The organism is Algorimicrobium algoritergicola (assembly GCF_008086165.1).
Lineage (GTDB): Bacteria > Bacteroidota > Bacteroidia > Flavobacteriales > Flavobacteriaceae > Algorimicrobium > Algorimicrobium algoritergicola.
The window spans coordinates 200854-215170 of the sequence record NZ_VSKL01000006.1 but is presented as its reverse complement, the minus strand read 5'-3'; the positions used below and the strand labels follow the sequence as shown (position 1 = coordinate 215170).

At 33.6% G+C, this 14317-nt stretch carries 17 protein-coding genes; 10 read left to right on the top strand and 7 right to left on the bottom strand.

All coding sequences use genetic code 11. The annotated features are described in order from the left end of the window. Positions 1–190 precede the first annotated feature (190 nt). The 7 genes from ES675_RS14275 to ES675_RS14245 all read left to right on the top strand — a co-directional run bounded on the left by ES675_RS14275 (position 191) and on the right by ES675_RS14245 (position 5807). Positions 191–955, top strand: a complete 765-nt coding sequence (locus ES675_RS14275; RefSeq protein WP_066255891.1) for a ParA family protein — start codon at positions 191–193, stop codon at positions 953–955. Between the two features lie 3 nt (positions 956–958). Further along, complete coding sequence (locus ES675_RS14270) at positions 959–1861, top strand: ParB/RepB/Spo0J family partition protein (RefSeq protein WP_066255889.1); 903 nt, start codon at positions 959–961, stop codon at positions 1859–1861. After that, on the top strand, positions 1851–2453 hold the full coding sequence (locus tag ES675_RS14265) for a DUF5683 domain-containing protein (protein ID WP_066255887.1): 603 nt from the start codon (positions 1851–1853) through the stop codon (positions 2451–2453). The genes ES675_RS14270 and ES675_RS14265 overlap by 11 nt, the downstream gene beginning before the upstream one ends. Positions 2454–2455: 2 nt before the next feature. After that, positions 2456–3157, top strand: a complete 702-nt coding sequence (gene dapB, locus ES675_RS14260) for a 4-hydroxy-tetrahydrodipicolinate reductase (protein ID WP_066255884.1) — start codon at positions 2456–2458, stop codon at positions 3155–3157. 63 nt (positions 3158–3220) lie between these two features. Then, positions 3221–4816: a signal peptidase I gene (lepB, locus tag ES675_RS14255; RefSeq protein WP_066255883.1), complete on the top strand. Its 1596-nt coding sequence runs from the start codon at positions 3221–3223 to the stop codon at positions 4814–4816. Positions 4817–4878: 62 nt separating this feature from the next. Beyond that, positions 4879–5499 (top strand): WbqC family protein, encoded by a 621-nt coding sequence (locus ES675_RS14250; protein WP_066255880.1) that lies wholly within the window; start codon positions 4879–4881, stop codon positions 5497–5499. After that, positions 5499–5807: a DUF6122 family protein gene (locus ES675_RS14245; protein WP_066255876.1), complete on the top strand. Its 309-nt coding sequence runs from the start codon at positions 5499–5501 to the stop codon at positions 5805–5807. The genes ES675_RS14250 and ES675_RS14245 overlap by 1 nt, the downstream gene beginning before the upstream one ends. Here ES675_RS14245 and ES675_RS14240 read toward each other — a convergent pair. From ES675_RS14240 to ES675_RS14210, 7 genes are all read right to left on the bottom strand, one after another. Then, on the bottom strand, positions 5799–6821 hold the full coding sequence (locus tag ES675_RS14240) for an endonuclease/exonuclease/phosphatase family protein (protein WP_066255871.1): 1023 nt from the start codon (positions 6819–6821) through the stop codon (positions 5799–5801). The genes ES675_RS14245 and ES675_RS14240 overlap by 9 nt on opposite strands. An 82-nt stretch (positions 6822–6903) precedes the next feature. Then, positions 6904–7788 carry a rhomboid family protein gene (locus ES675_RS14235; RefSeq protein WP_066255868.1) on the bottom strand — a complete coding sequence of 295 codons (885 nt, stop codon included), beginning with the start codon at positions 7786–7788 and terminating at the stop codon, positions 6904–6906. A gap of 1 nt (position 7789) precedes the next feature. Continuing rightward, a complete protein-coding gene (locus ES675_RS14230) occupies positions 7790–8557 on the bottom strand; it encodes a rhomboid family intramembrane serine protease (protein WP_066255865.1) in 768 nt (255 codons plus the stop codon). Between the two features lie 13 nt (positions 8558–8570). Further along, the gene (mutL, locus tag ES675_RS14225) at positions 8571–10424 is read right to left on the bottom strand and encodes a DNA mismatch repair endonuclease MutL (protein ID WP_066255861.1); all 1854 of its coding nucleotides are present in this window, start codon (positions 10422–10424) and stop codon (positions 8571–8573) included. After that, on the bottom strand, positions 10424–10708 hold the full coding sequence (locus ES675_RS14220; protein WP_066255857.1) for a riboflavin synthase subunit beta: 285 nt from the start codon (positions 10706–10708) through the stop codon (positions 10424–10426). The genes mutL and ES675_RS14220 overlap by 1 nt, the downstream gene beginning before the upstream one ends. A 378-nt stretch (positions 10709–11086) precedes the next feature. Next, positions 11087–11566, bottom strand: coding sequence for a 6,7-dimethyl-8-ribityllumazine synthase (gene ribH / locus ES675_RS14215; RefSeq protein ID WP_066255851.1), 480 nt, complete (start codon positions 11564–11566; stop codon positions 11087–11089). A gap of 3 nt (positions 11567–11569) precedes the next feature. Further along, entirely contained in the window at positions 11570–12343 is a 774-nt protein-coding gene (locus tag ES675_RS14210) for a tetratricopeptide repeat protein (protein ID WP_066255846.1), read from the bottom strand. Between the two features lie 123 nt (positions 12344–12466). Between ES675_RS14210 and recF the strand changes: the two genes are divergently transcribed. From recF to ES675_RS14195, 3 genes are read left to right on the top strand one after another with little or no spacing between them, the layout of a single operon-like run. Beyond that, positions 12467–13546 (top strand): DNA replication/repair protein RecF, encoded by a 1080-nt coding sequence (recF, locus tag ES675_RS14205; protein WP_066255843.1) that lies wholly within the window; start codon positions 12467–12469, stop codon positions 13544–13546. Between the two features lie 13 nt (positions 13547–13559). Then, positions 13560–13991 (top strand): hypothetical protein, encoded by a 432-nt coding sequence (locus tag ES675_RS14200; RefSeq protein WP_066255912.1) that lies wholly within the window; start codon positions 13560–13562, stop codon positions 13989–13991. Next, a complete protein-coding gene (locus ES675_RS14195; RefSeq protein ID WP_066255840.1) occupies positions 13991–14287 on the top strand; it encodes a DUF721 domain-containing protein in 297 nt (98 codons plus the stop codon). Before ES675_RS14200 ends, ES675_RS14195 begins: the two co-directional genes overlap by 1 nt. The last annotated feature ends 30 nt before the right edge of the window (positions 14288–14317 follow it).

Sequence of the window (14317 nt, the reverse complement as noted above, 5' to 3'; positions counted from 1 at the left end):
CAAACCAAGTTTGTTTTATGATAATTATCAGTTTTCTTAATTTTGAGTTAAAATAACAAAAAAACAGGCTAAACCAATTAAAATCAGCTCTATTAAAAAAAACGTCCAGTGTTTAACGTTTGTTAACAACTTCCATTTTCTAAACCCACAAATAATTGTATTTTTACGCGTAATTAAACCAAATCAATTAATGGGTAAAATAATAGCTATAGCTAATCAAAAAGGTGGTGTTGGAAAAACAACAACCTCCATAAATTTAGCTGCTTCCCTAGGCGTACTTGAAAAAAAAGTACTCCTTATAGATGCCGATCCACAAGCTAACGCAACGTCTGGATTGGGTATTGATGTTGAAACTGTCGAGATTGGAACCTACCAACTTCTTGAGCATTCTAATAGTGCCAGAGAAGCCATTATCAAAACCGACACGCCAAACCTGGATATTATTCCAGCACATATAGATCTTGTTGCTATAGAAATTGAGTTAGTAGATAAAGACGAACGCGAATACATGCTTAAAAAAGCATTAGGCGACATTGTTGATGACTACGACTTTATATTAATAGATTGCGCACCTTCTTTAGGCCTACTGACTTTAAACGCTTTAACGGCTGCTCATGCTGTAATTATTCCTATTCAATGTGAATATTTTGCTTTAGAAGGACTTGGTAAACTTTTGAACACCATTAAAAGTGTGCAAAAAATTCATAATCCTGAATTGGATATTGAAGGTTTACTATTAACGATGTACGATTCACGTTTACGCTTATCAAACCAAGTGGTTGAAGAAGTTCAAAAACATTTTAACGATATGGTTTTCCAAACCATTATTCAACGAAATGTACGTTTAAGTGAAGCACCTAGTTATGGTGAAAGTATCATTAACTATGATGCGTCAAGCAAAGGTGCCACAAATTACTTAAGTTTGGCAAAAGAAATTATTAATAAAAACTCCTAAAACATGGCGAAGGCAACCAAAAAACAAGCTTTAGGTAGAGGATTATCAGCATTGCTAAAAGATCCTTCGAACGATATAAAAACGAGTCAAGATAAAAATGCAGACCAAGTTATTGGTAGTATTGTAGAACTTGACATTGATTCTATTGATATTAATCCGTTTCAACCACGTACTAATTTTAACGAAGAAACTTTACGTGAATTAGCTTCTTCTATTAAAGAATTAGGGGTTATTCAACCTATTACGGTTAGAAAATTAGACTTTAATACCTTTCAATTGGTTTCTGGTGAGCGTCGTTTTAGAGCGTCAAAACTGATTGGTTTAACAACCATTCCAGCTTATATTCGGATTGCAAATGATCAAGAATCGCTTGAAATGGCTTTGGTTGAAAACATTCAACGTCAAGATTTAGATCCTATTGAAATTGCATTATCCTACCAACGATTAATTGACGAAATTAATCTAACGCAAGAACAAATGAGTGATCGTGTTGGTAAAAAACGCTCAACTATTGCCAACTATTTACGCCTATTAAAACTAGATCCCATTATCCAGACAGGTATGCGAGACGGTTTTATCTCTATGGGTCATGGTCGTGCCATCATAACCATTGAAGATCAAAGTCTCCAATTAGATATTTATGAGAAGATAATTACCAATAAATTATCTGTTCGAGATACGGAAACATTAGTCCGTGACTTTCAATCAGATAAAACGTTAAAAACACCAAAAGAACCAGAAGAACTTCCTAAATTTGTAAAAACGGGTATCAAAGATTTTTCTGAATACTTTGGTCATAAAATCAACGTTAAAGTATCAAAAAATGGAAAAGGTAATATTTCTATTCCTTTTCATTCGGAAGAAGACTTTAATCGTATTTTAAAATTGGTAAAACGTGCTGAATAAATATGCCATAGTGCTTATTATTATCTTGGCTTTTTGTAGTAATACGTGGGCTCAAGAAGATAAAAATTCTGAAGACAAGGAAGAAGTCAAAACAGAAACACTAGAAGAACTACAAGTAGAAGCTAATAATATTGTTTCAGATCCTATTGATCCGTTAGCACCTGCTCGTGCCGCTTTTTATTCTGCTGTACTACCAGGATTAGGTCAAGCCTACAATAAAAAATATTGGAAAATTCCTGTTGTTTATGCTGGTTTAGGAATTGGCATGTATTTTTATTTAGATAATAATAAAGAATACAAACGCTACAGAAGTGCATACAAAAGGCGATTAGCTGGTTTTACAGACGATGAATTTTACGGAACCATTAATGATGATGGCTTACGTGAAGCTCAAAAAACATTGAGCAGGAATAGAGAAATTTCACTTCTGGTTACCATTGCTATTTACGCCTTAAATATTATTGATGCCAATGTGGATGCGCATTTACTGCAGTATAATGTAGATGATAACCTATCTCTAGCACCTCATTATAAAATTAATGAATTTGATAATACAGGTGATTTAGGGATTACTGTTAATTTTAAATTTTAAGCATGAAAATTGCACTTTTAGGATATGGTAAAATGGGTAAAACCATTGAAAAAATAGCTATTGAACGTGGCCATACTATTGTTATTAAAACCAACGATGAAGAAGGTTATGATATCACTGAAGCAGATGTTGCTATCGATTTTAGTGTTCCCAATGCTGCTTTTTTTAATATCATAAAATGTTTTAAGCATGGTGTTCCGGTTATTTCTGGAACTACCGGTTGGTTGGACAATTTCAAGAAAGCAAAAGCACTTTGCGAAGAAGAAAATGGTGCTTTTATTTATGCGTCAAATTTTAGTTTGGGTGTCAACATCTTTTTTGAACTAAATAAACAACTAGCCAAAATGATGTCGAAAATTGAGTCTTACAAAGTTTCTTTAGAAGAAATCCATCATACTCAAAAACTGGATGCGCCAAGTGGAACGGCTATTTCATTAGCAGAGTCTATCATTTCAGAGCACGATTCCTATACAGATTGGAGCCTGCTTTCCCAAAAAGAAAATACCATACCCATTTCAGCCAAACGCCTTGATGATGTTTCTGGAACCCATGCCGTTTCCTATACTAGCAATACAGATACCATCACTATTGAACACGAAGCCCATAGTCGCGAAGGTTTTGCGCTAGGCGCTGTTATAGCCGCTGAATGGCTACAAGATAAAACAGGTGTTTACACCATGAAAGATGTGTTAAACATAGGTTAAAACAATCAATTCAGGTAACGAAATATGTAGGTTGCCTACCAATAAAGACAAAAGTAAAAATATATGACACTCATTCAATTGATCATAGTTATCCTAATCATTCAAGTTATTCATGGATTAGGAACTTGGAAATTATATATAAAAGCTGGCAGACAAGCTTGGGAAGCCTTTGTTCCCGTTTACAACGCGGTTATTTTAATGAAGATTATTAACCGTCCCTGGTATTTGACTATTCTACTCTTTTTACCTATTGTAAATCTCATCATGTTTCCAGTAGTATGGGTTGAAACCGCTAGAAGTTTTGGGAAAAATTCCACGACAGATACTGTTTTAGCACTATTCACTTTAGGCTTTTATAATTACTATTTAAACTACGCTGTAGATGTTCATCATGTAAAAGATAGAAGTTTACATCCGCGAACGCCTCTTGGAGACTGGGTAAGTTCTATTCTGTTTGCTATTGTGGCTGCAACCGTTGTACACACCTATATTATTCAACCTTATACCATTCCAACGTCCTCTTTAGAAAAATCATTATTGGTTGGCGATTTCCTTTTTGTTAGTAAATTCCATTATGGAGCGCGCGTGCCAATGTCTACTGTAGCTGCTCCAATGGTTCATGATACCATTCCGTTTATTAATAAAAAATCATATTTATATGATGATAATGTAGAAAACAGAAACACATCATTCATAAATAAATTATCACTACCCTATTTACGAATTCCAGGTTTTCAAAATATAAAACATAATGATATTGTTGTTTTCAACTGGCCAGTAGATACGTTGTATAATATGTATAAAACGGCTGATAGAAATTACTACAAACCTATTGATAAGAAAACCAATTATGTAAAACGTGCCGTTGGTATTCCTGGAGATTCGTTAGAAGTGCGAAATGGTTTTGTATTCATTAATGGAAAGCAAAACGCACTACCAGACAGAGCTAAATTGCAGTTTTCTTATAAAGTAGAAACAAAAAATGGGCCTTTCAACAATTATATATTGTCAAGCCGATACAACATAACTGATTTCCCGCAGTATAACCAAGACTACTCGGTGAGTTACTTTGCTGGAATTTCAGATGAAAATTTAGCGAAATTTAAAAACCATCCAAACGTAAAGAGTGTTGAACCTCTTAAACGTGAAGAAGGTGAACGCGAATTAAGTGTTTTCCCTCATGACGCTAATTACAATTGGAATAACGATTGGTTTGGACCGCTTTATATTCCTGAAGCTGGAGCAACAATTGACTTAAATTTAGAGGTTTTACCACTTTATACACGTGCCATTACAGAATATGAAAATAACACCTTACAAGTAAAAGGCAATCAGATTTTTATTAATGGTGAAGTTGCCAATAGTTATACATTCCAAAAAGATTATTATTGGCTCATGGGAGACAACCGTCACAACTCATTAGACGCACGTTCTTGGGGATTTGTGCCTTTCGATCACGTGGTTGGAAAACCGGTGTTTATTTGGATGAGTTATAATAGCAATGGCCAAGGCATTAAAGAAAAAATTCGTTGGGAGCGTTTATTTACTACCGTAAATGGCAGTGGTGAACCGGTTTCGTATTTTATTCCGTTTTTGGTTTTATTAGCCGCTTGGTTTGGTTTCAGTAAATGGCGAAAACATAAGAAAGCTAATAGTTAGTTGTAAAACGTAAAGTTGTTCGGCTATTTTTCTTTACAACTTTACAACAAGCATCTAAACAAATGAACATCCTTATACATCCTACATATTTTCCGAGTATTGCGCATTTTGTAGCTATTAGTCAGGCGGAAACTGTCACCTTTGAAATGGCTGATAATTTCCAAAAGCAGACATATAGAAACAGAACCTATATTTATGGTGCAAATGGTAAATTACTGTTGAATATTCCAGTAGTTCACACCCAAAAGGATCGTCAGCAATATGTGGATGTCCTTACTTTTAATGACGAAAACTGGCAACGAAATCATTGGAAATCTTTAGAATCGGCTTATAAAACATCGCCTTTTTTTGAATTTTATGAAGATGAATTAAAGCCCTTATTTGAAGAACCGGTTTCTAATTTACTCGATTTTAACCTACACTGTTTTCAAATTATTTCCGATTGCCTGCAATTAGAAATTGAAATCAAACAAACAACCACTTTTGAAAAAGAGCCCGCTCAATTTACCGATTTACGGCATCTAGTAAAAGCCAAAGGCGAAAAAGCACCTAATTTTGAATCCTATACCCAAGTTTTTGATGATAAGCATGGCTTCATTAACAACTTAAGTATTTTAGATTTGATATGTAATGAAGGCCCAAATGCCTTAAATTACCTAGAATCTCAAAAATCATTCTGGTAATGCTACAAAACCTCGTTCATTATAATCTGCATTTCTTACTGCCTTTAGTAGTTGCTATAGCGTTTTACAGAACCTTTTGGTTAAAGGCATATCTTATTATGGTGGCAACTATGGTTATCGATTTAGATCACCTATTAGCAACACCCACTTTTGACCCAAATAGATGTAGTATTAATTTTCATCCATTGCATACCTATTGGGCAATTGGCTTGTATGTGCTTTTATTAATTCCGAAGAAAACCAGATTAGTTGGTATTGGATTGGCAATTCATATTATAGCAGATTCAGCCGACTGTGCGTTAATGTAACTTCAACGTGGTCATTATGGGATAATGATCTGAATATTTGTTGTCTATAGTTTTAAAATCAGTAATTTCAAAAGACGGATCACTGAAAATAAAATCGATTCGGATTGGGAAAAACTTGAAGTCGTATGTTCTACCAAACCCATTTCCTGCCTGCTTAAACGTATCCTTTAAATCACCTTTCAACTCCTTATACACGTAAGAAAACGCGGTATTATTAAAATCGCCAGAAATAATAACCTTATAAGAACAAGCGGCTTTATGCTCTAAAAACAATTCAGTTTGAAGTTGCTGCATTTCAAACGTTTGTTCAATACGTTTTAATAAACGTTCAGAATCTTCCTGTTTCAGCTTATCCATATTAGCATCAATCTTTAAGGATTGCAAATGAATATTATAAATGCGAATGGTATCATCTGCTTTTACAATATCCGCAAAGATGGCATTGTTCGATGTCTCTGGAAAGCCCACAGAACCTGAATTGATAATGGGATATTGTGATAAAATAACCTGACCATATTTGGTTTTATTCCCTGATAATTTTTCGAATTTATATTTAAAAGATGTTAAATCGACATCAGGATGCGGATGATATTCTTGAATAGTCAGTACATCTGGTGCTTTCTGTTTGATTAAATCCACCATTTTTACCGCTATACCTTTTTCAGGAATCCAATCGTACAAATTAAACAAGCGTACGTTATAATTCATGACTTTAAGTTGGTGGTCATGAGTTTTATCATCTTCTGAAGAAAACTTATATAAAGATCCAAAGCTAAAGTAGCCGATAACTAAAACAACTGCCGATAATATCAACTGTTTTTTGAGTTTGATTAACCAATATAAAAAGAAAACCACGTTTATAAGAATCAAGAATGGTACGCCTAAACTCAACACAGAAAGCAATGCAAACGTTTTAGGTGGTACAAAAGGCAATAAATAAGACAATAGCAAAACAAAGGCTAACAGACCATTTAAGAGGTATACAAATTTATCTATTAACTTTAAGTTTTTCATATAATTTGAATGAAAACGGCAAGCCGAAATCTAATAACAATACTACAAGCTGCTATAACTTACATTTACTAAAAATAGTATATTATTTTCCAGCTTTAAACAAAAACGCTTTTTCGGCTTTCGTTAAACTATCGTAACCACTTTTACTAATTTTATCAAGGATCACGTCTATTTTCTTCTGATTATTAAACTGATCGAATTCTTCTTTTGAAAAACCCGCAACTTTACCAGACTTCTTTTTATAAACAGTTTTTAAAGGTGATTTTTTCGACTTTGAAAACAGATTCATAAATTGATCCATATATTTTTCGAACCCTTTCCCTATATCTTTTCCTTTAACTAATTGTTTCGCATAAAAATAACCTAAAATAGCACCACCTACATGTGCCAAATTACCGCCAGCATTACCAGAAACAGGATCATTTATTCCTGCAATGATACCTAGAACATCAAAAGCAACAATGGCTGCACCAATATACCATAACTTTAAATTAAAGGTGAAAAAGCGAACATCCATACTCGGCATATAGGCACATAAAAAAATCAATAATGCGCGAACAGCTGCTGAAGCTCCTACCAATCTGGTTGGCGATTGGAACAAATTTGGAAACAGATTATAACCTAATAAAAACAGAAGTCCTCCCGAAATAGCTCCTAAAAAATATACATTCAGTCCCATTTTTTTAGAGAACATATTATTAAACATGCCACCAATAAAATAAAGCCAAATCATATTGAAAAAGAAATGCCAAAAATCATAATGCACAAACGCATAGGTGATAACACTCCAAGGTTGAAATATAAACTCACCAAAAATACTCGGTAATTCAAACCAATTTAAATCGAATTTGAAAAGTAGCGTTACTAATAATCCGACTATAAAAACAGCCAAATTAACAACTATCAGTTTCTCAAAAATATTGAGATGCTGTAATTTATTGCGGATATCTTGATTTAAGTTTGCCATTTTAGTCCCAACGGTTTTTGTTGAATTGTGTTTTTTTCCAATACCACATAATTAAAAACCCAGTCAAAGCACCACCAAGGTGGGCAACATAAGCTGTATTACTTGGGCTAAAAAAGGATTGTCCCGTAACGGCCGAAATTAAATCTAATGCAATAATACCGGGAATAAAATACTTGGCTTTAATAGGAACAGGCAGGAAGATTAACATCAATTTAGATTCTGGATACAACATACCAAAGGCAACTAAAACGCCCATGATAGCGCCAGAAGCACCTACCATCGTGCTATTAAAAACACCAATAAACTGCTGCATATCTGCAGCACCCATAATTTGTTGCCAACCAGTATTATACATACCTGAATTTAATGTTTCAATAATTTGAGATTCACCAACACCTGCTGCGGTTAATGTGCTAAGGCCTGAATAAAAGGTAATATAATAATACCCAATCATACAAAGGGCAGCTCCCAAACCAGATGACAAATAGAAAAATATGAATTTTTTAGCGCCAAAACGTTGCTCTACAGCCGTTCCAAACATCCATAAGGCAAACATATTAAACAAAATATGCATAAAACCGCCATGCATAAACATATGTGTAATTATTTGCCATGGTTGAAACGCCACATTTTTCGGAAAATGTAAGGCAAACCAATCATAAAATACGGTGTTTTCTCCAATTGCGGCTCCTCCAACTGCTAGCGTACCAACAAACATTAGCACGTTTAAAATGATTAAATGTTTGACAGTATCGGTAATATTATTCATCATAAGATTTTACTTATATAAATTTTTTATCTATTTCATCCACGCTTATCGTAATGAAAGTTGCTTGATTTGTTGGCGAACTATTAGGGTCTTTACAAGCAAATAAGCTATTTACTAAATGTTCCTGCTCCATCAAAGATAAGGATTGCCCTCTCTTTATAGCCAAACTCTTCGCCATAGATTTTGCTAATAAATCGGTTGCACTAAAATGCGTGTCTGGCACTTCATTTTCTATATCACTAATTAACTGTTCCAAAATAACAGTGACTTCGCTCTCCGGAACACTAATTGGAACACCTGAAATTTCAATATGATCATTATGAAAATTAGCAAATACAAATCCGGTATGTTCTAAATCTTCTTGTACTTCCTTTATACAATCCATTTCTTGTTGCGATAAAAACACTAATACAGGAAATAATAATTGCTGACTTACACTCTCTTTAATAGTGATGTGCTTTAAGAAATTTTCATATAGAATCCGCTGGTGTGCACGATGTTGGTCAATTACCAACATACCAGATTTTATAGTACTAACTATATATTTATTATGAAGTTGATAAGTAGATTGTTTCACGTCTAAACTAGAATCGTCTTGAAACATGTTTCCCGTTTGTTCATCGCTTTCAAAACGCATTTCATTGAAATCGGTTGCCGATTTGGTACCTTTAGATTCCATTCCAACATACAAACCTTCCCAAATTCCAGCTGGTTCTTTTTTATACGACGTATTGAAAGATGCTTTAGATCGAGTTTCTTCCTGAAAGGGATTAAACGAACGATCTACTTCTATTTTAGGAGTTTTTACTTGTTTGTTTTCGAAATTATAAGGCGTATCAAAATTGGAATCGCGATCAAAATCTAAAACTGGCGCAATACTAAATTGCCCTAAACTATGTTTCACTGCCGACCTTAAAATAGCATACAAGGTATGTTCATCATCAAACTTAATTTCTGTTTTTGTTGGATGAATATTAATATCAATAGTTTGCGGATTTACCGTTAAATCTAAAAAGTAACTCGCATGCGTTCCATCTTTTAATAATCCATCAAAAGCTGAATTAATAGCGTGATTTAAATAAGCACTTTTTATAAAGCGATTATTTACAAAAAAGAACTGTTCGCCACGCGTTTTCTTGGCGTATTCAGGTTTTCCTACAAATCCTGAAACGGTTAAAACTTCAGTCGTTTCATTTACAGGCACCAATTTTTCATTGGTTTTTGTACCAAAGATATTTACAATACGCTGTCTGAAATTACTGGAAGGTAACTGAAACGTTTCGCTTCCATTATGATACATGGAAAATTGAATAGATGGATGTGCCAAAGACACACGGTGGAATTCGTCAATAATATGGCGCAATTCCACCGTATTCGATTTTAAAAAATTACGTCGTGCTGGAATATTAAAGAACAGATTTTTTACAGCAATAGAAGTTCCTGTTGGGGTTACAACCACTTCTTGTTCCTTTACTTCGCTGCCTTCAATGACTATTTGGGTGCCTACATCATCCGCTTCCTGCTTGGTTTTTAATTCCACATGGGCAATAGCGGCAATACTTGCCAAAGCTTCACCACGGAATCCTTTAGTACTTAATTGGAATAAATCGTCAGCCGATTTAATTTTAGATGTTGCATGACGTTCAAAACTAAAACGTGCATCTGTAATACTCATCCCAGAACCATTATCGATTACTTGAACGAGGGTTTTTCCGGCATCTTTAATAAGCAATTTAATTTCTGAAGCATGCGCATCAATGGCATTTTCTAAAAGCTCTTTTACTACGGAAGCTGGTCTTTGAACAACTTCACCTGCAGCAATTTGATTGGCTACATGATCGGGTAATAATTGAATAATGTCTGCCATTAGTTTTCAGGAAGGAATATGGATAAATCGAAACCAATAATGAGTAAAAATATAAAAACTAAAACGGCTATTATGATCAATACACGTCTATTGGCATGATTATCAGCATTGTTTTTATAATCGTCCCAAGCGGTATTTATCTTTGTTTTTAAACCACCACTACTACCAACGGTTGAGCGAAAATCATCGAACTTATGTTTTATTTCGTACGGATTCTCACCACCTTTATAATAACGAGGTGTGTAGCTGTATTTTTTATTTTTTCGCTTACTAAAAACTCCCATAATTCTATATTATTCGTAGCGACTTAATACGTAAATCACTACTAAGATAGTAATCAAAAACAAGACCAAAAATAATGATGAGGTAAGAAAACTACTTTTTCGCTTTCTATCGCCTTTTAAACCTTGCCATTTTGTCTGAATATCATCTGGCTGATTTTTTTCAGGCGCATCTTGGAATCTTGGTTTATAACTAAAGCTTTTATTTTTTTTAGCCAATGTACTTTCTAATTAGTTGCTTTAACTTCAAAAGTACTGAATTTACAAGGAAAAAGGACATTCAGATTGCCAAAAATTGTTAACAATATCCTGCTTAATAGTCCATGAAGTTAGTTCATGTCTATTAAAATATGTAAAATAAAATTTAAGAAATTAGGCTGCTTACTTGTTCAGTTCTGCCATTTTAATAGCAGCAATAGCCGCTTCAGTTCCTTTGTTTCCGTGTTTTCCACCCGAACGATCAATAGACTGTTGAATATTATTATCGGTTAGCACACAAAAAATAACAGGCACGTTATGTAATACGTTAAGGTCTTTAATTCCTTGAGCAACGCCTTCACATACAAAATCGAAATGTTTGGTTTCGCCTTGAATAACACTTCCTATGGCAATAACAGCATCAACCGGTTGTTGTTGCATTTTTTTACAGCCAAAAATTAACTCATAACTACCAGGAACATTCCAACGAATAATATTTTCTTCTGAAACGTTATTATCTAATAAAGCCTCGATTGCGCCTTTATAAAGTCCTTCTGTTATGGTATCATTCCATTCTGAAACAACAATCCCAAACCGAAAATTTTTCGCGTTTGGGATTGTAGCTTTATCGTATTCTGATAAATTGTTATTTTCTGTAGCCATGTATTAGTTACTTGCCAAAGCCTCTGCTTTTCCAATAAAGATATCAATATTAGTACCTTCAGTAGACGTTGGATAGTTTTCTTTAATATTTTTAAAATGCTTAAGCGCCACATCTGTTTTACCTAAATCTAAAGCTATAACACCGGCTTTATATAAAAACATAGGTGTCGTAAACTCATTTGAACGCATTTTAGCAGCATCTTCATAATACCCTAAAGCATCTTCTTGCTGGTTTAATTGTACAAAAGCATCACCTATACAACCTTTAGCCATAGGTGCTAAAATTTCATCTTCTCCTGAAAAATCACCTAAATACGAAACCGCATTTTTATAATCTTTCATATTCAAGTATGCCATACCAGCATAATAGTTAGCCATATTTGCAGATGGTGTCCCACCATATTCAGAAATAATATCTAACATTCCAAATTTTCCTTCACCACCATTTAAGGCCAAGCTAAATAACGAATCTTTTTCAGCCGTTGCATTTACTGCTTGGTCATAATATTTTTGCGCTTGGTACATATCATTCATAGCTTCCGTTTGCTTTGGTTTTGCTATAAATTCGTTATAACCTAAATAACCTAAAACCACGGCTGCCACTACTGCAATGATAATAAAAATGTATTTCTGATTGCCAATTACCCAATCTTCAGTCTTGGAAGCACTTTCATCAAGTGTATTAAAAACTTCTGCTGTTGTTGAGTTCTCTTCAACATCATGCTGCTTGTCTTCTTTCGATTCTGGTTTATATCCTCTCTTCTTGTACGTTGCCATATATTCTTAATTAATGCGGTGCAAAAATATAATTTTTCTTTAGATTTGAAAGCCTATTTATTTGTTATTTTTCAATAATTTGCACTTCCTTTAAACTAAACACTTTTTTAAGTTTCTTTTTACATGATTTTGAAATCCTTATCGGTACTTAATTATAAAAATTTTGATGAACGCAGCTTTGTTTTCAATGAGAAAATAAACTGTTTTGTTGGAAATAATGGTGTTGGAAAAACCAATGTGCTAGACGCCATCTATCACCTATCATTTGGGAAAAGTTACTTCAATCCCATTGCTTCTCAAAACATTAAACACGACGAAGCTTTTTTTGTGGTGAATGGTGAATATGAAAAAGAAGATTCGCCAGAAAAAATTGTAGTGAGTTTAAAACGAGGTCAGAAAAAGATTATAAAACGAAACGGCAAAATTTATGAAAAGTACAGTGATCACATTGGATTTTTGCCTTTAGTGATTATTTCGCCAGCCGATCGGGATTTAATAATTGAAGGAAGTGCTACGAGACGTAAATTTATGGATGGTGTTATTTCGCAAAGCGATAAAAACTATCTGAATGCCTTATTGAAATACAATAAAATTTTAGCACAGCGTAATTCGCTTTTAAAATATTTTGCCTTAAACCATACTTTTAATAAGGACACGTTAGAAGTTTATAATTTACAACTAGATCAATATGGACATGAAATTCATGAGAAGCGTCAAGCATTTTTAGAAACCTTTATTCCTATTTTTAAGGCGCGTTATGAAGCTATTAGTAACGGCAACGAATGGGTAGAATTGGTTTATGAAAGCGATTTAACAGACAACCGTTTGGAAGCTCTTTTAAAAACCGTTATTAATAAGGACAAAGCCATACAATATACCAGTGTTGGAATTCATAAAGACGATTTAATATTTAACATTGCTGGACATCCTATTAAAAAATTTGGAAGTCAAGGACAGCAGAAATCGTTTTTAATTGCTTTAAAATTGGCACAATTCGATTTTATAAAATCTAAAAGTCACGTAAATCCTATTTTGCTATTGGATGATATTTTTGATAAATTAGACGAACAACGCGTATCCCAAATTATTAAATTGGTAGACGACGAAAATTTTGGTCAACTTTTTATAAGCGATACACATGCTGATCGTACGGAAGCTGTTGTAAAGCAAGTGCATCAATCTTATGAAATTTTTAAACTATAGAACCGTTTTCATTATGAAACAGAAACTTCAAAACTTCACCTTACTCCTGGTTATTACACTTGTTATTTCTAGTTGTACTAAAAACCCAGAAGAATCTTTAAAAAACCTTGAAGGGTATTGGGAAATTGAGCGCGTAACCTTAAAAGATGGTAGTACTAAAGAATATAATTTTAATGATACGATTGATTTTATAAGTTTAGAAGATTCACTACAAGGTGTCCGAAAAAAAATGAAACCTAATTTTATGGGTACTTTTGAAACATCAAATAATGCCGAAACCTTCACCATTAAAATTGAAAACGATAGTTTGAATGTGTATTATAAAACACCTTTTGATTCTTGGAAAGAAACCATTTTGTTAGTAACTAAAGAGCAATTAAAAGTAGTAAACAAACATGAAGCCGTATTTTTGTATAAACGCTACAAACCTTTAAATTTAGACTAATGGCTAAACGTAATAATGAAAATTTAACAATTGCAGACGCACTTAAGGAGTTTGTTGAAACCAACAGATTAGAACAAGGATTAAATGCTGTAAATGTACAAGATGCATGGCAAAGCATGATGGGTAATGGTGTAAATAATTATACGACTGCTATTCAACTTAAAGGCGAAACATTGTATGTCCAGTTAAGTTCTAGTGTCCTGCGTGAAGAATTAAGTTACGGGAAAGAAAAAATTATTTCTATGCTTAACGAAAATTTAGGAAAGCAAATTATTAAAGAATTGGTGCTACGTTAGTTGTTAGTTGTTAGTTGTTAGTTGTTAGTT

Coding starts and splice junctions, on each gene's coding strand:
- ES675_RS14195 (WP_066255840.1), top strand. CDS start 13,991: ATGGCTAAACGTAATAATGAAAATTTAACAATTGCAGACGCACTTAAG.
- ES675_RS14210 (WP_066255846.1), bottom strand. CDS start 12,343: ATGGCAACGTACAAGAAGAGAGGATATAAACCAGAATCGAAAGAAGAC.
- recF (WP_066255843.1), top strand. CDS start 12,467: ATGATTTTGAAATCCTTATCGGTACTTAATTATAAAAATTTTGATGAA.
- mutL (WP_066255861.1), bottom strand. CDS start 10,424: ATGGCAGACATTATTCAATTATTACCCGATCATGTAGCCAATCAAATT.
- ES675_RS14235 (WP_066255868.1), bottom strand. CDS start 7,788: ATGGCAAACTTAAATCAAGATATCCGCAATAAATTACAGCATCTCAAT.
- ES675_RS14240 (WP_066255871.1), bottom strand. CDS start 6,821: ATGAAAAACTTAAAGTTAATAGATAAATTTGTATACCTCTTAAATGGT.
- ES675_RS14200 (WP_066255912.1), top strand. CDS start 13,560: ATGAAACAGAAACTTCAAAACTTCACCTTACTCCTGGTTATTACACTT.
- lepB (WP_066255883.1), top strand. CDS start 3,221: ATGACACTCATTCAATTGATCATAGTTATCCTAATCATTCAAGTTATT.
- ES675_RS14250 (WP_066255880.1), top strand. CDS start 4,879: ATGAACATCCTTATACATCCTACATATTTTCCGAGTATTGCGCATTTT.
- ES675_RS14230 (WP_066255865.1), bottom strand. CDS start 8,557: ATGAATAATATTACCGATACTGTCAAACATTTAATCATTTTAAACGTG.
- ES675_RS14245 (WP_066255876.1), top strand. CDS start 5,499: ATGCTACAAAACCTCGTTCATTATAATCTGCATTTCTTACTGCCTTTA.
- ES675_RS14275 (WP_066255891.1), top strand. CDS start 191: ATGGGTAAAATAATAGCTATAGCTAATCAAAAAGGTGGTGTTGGAAAA.
- ribH (WP_066255851.1), bottom strand. CDS start 11,566: ATGGCTACAGAAAATAACAATTTATCAGAATACGATAAAGCTACAATC.
- ES675_RS14220 (WP_066255857.1), bottom strand. CDS start 10,708: ATGGGAGTTTTTAGTAAGCGAAAAAATAAAAAATACAGCTACACACCT.
- dapB (WP_066255884.1), top strand. CDS start 2,456: ATGAAAATTGCACTTTTAGGATATGGTAAAATGGGTAAAACCATTGAA.
- ES675_RS14270 (WP_066255889.1), top strand. CDS start 959: ATGGCGAAGGCAACCAAAAAACAAGCTTTAGGTAGAGGATTATCAGCA.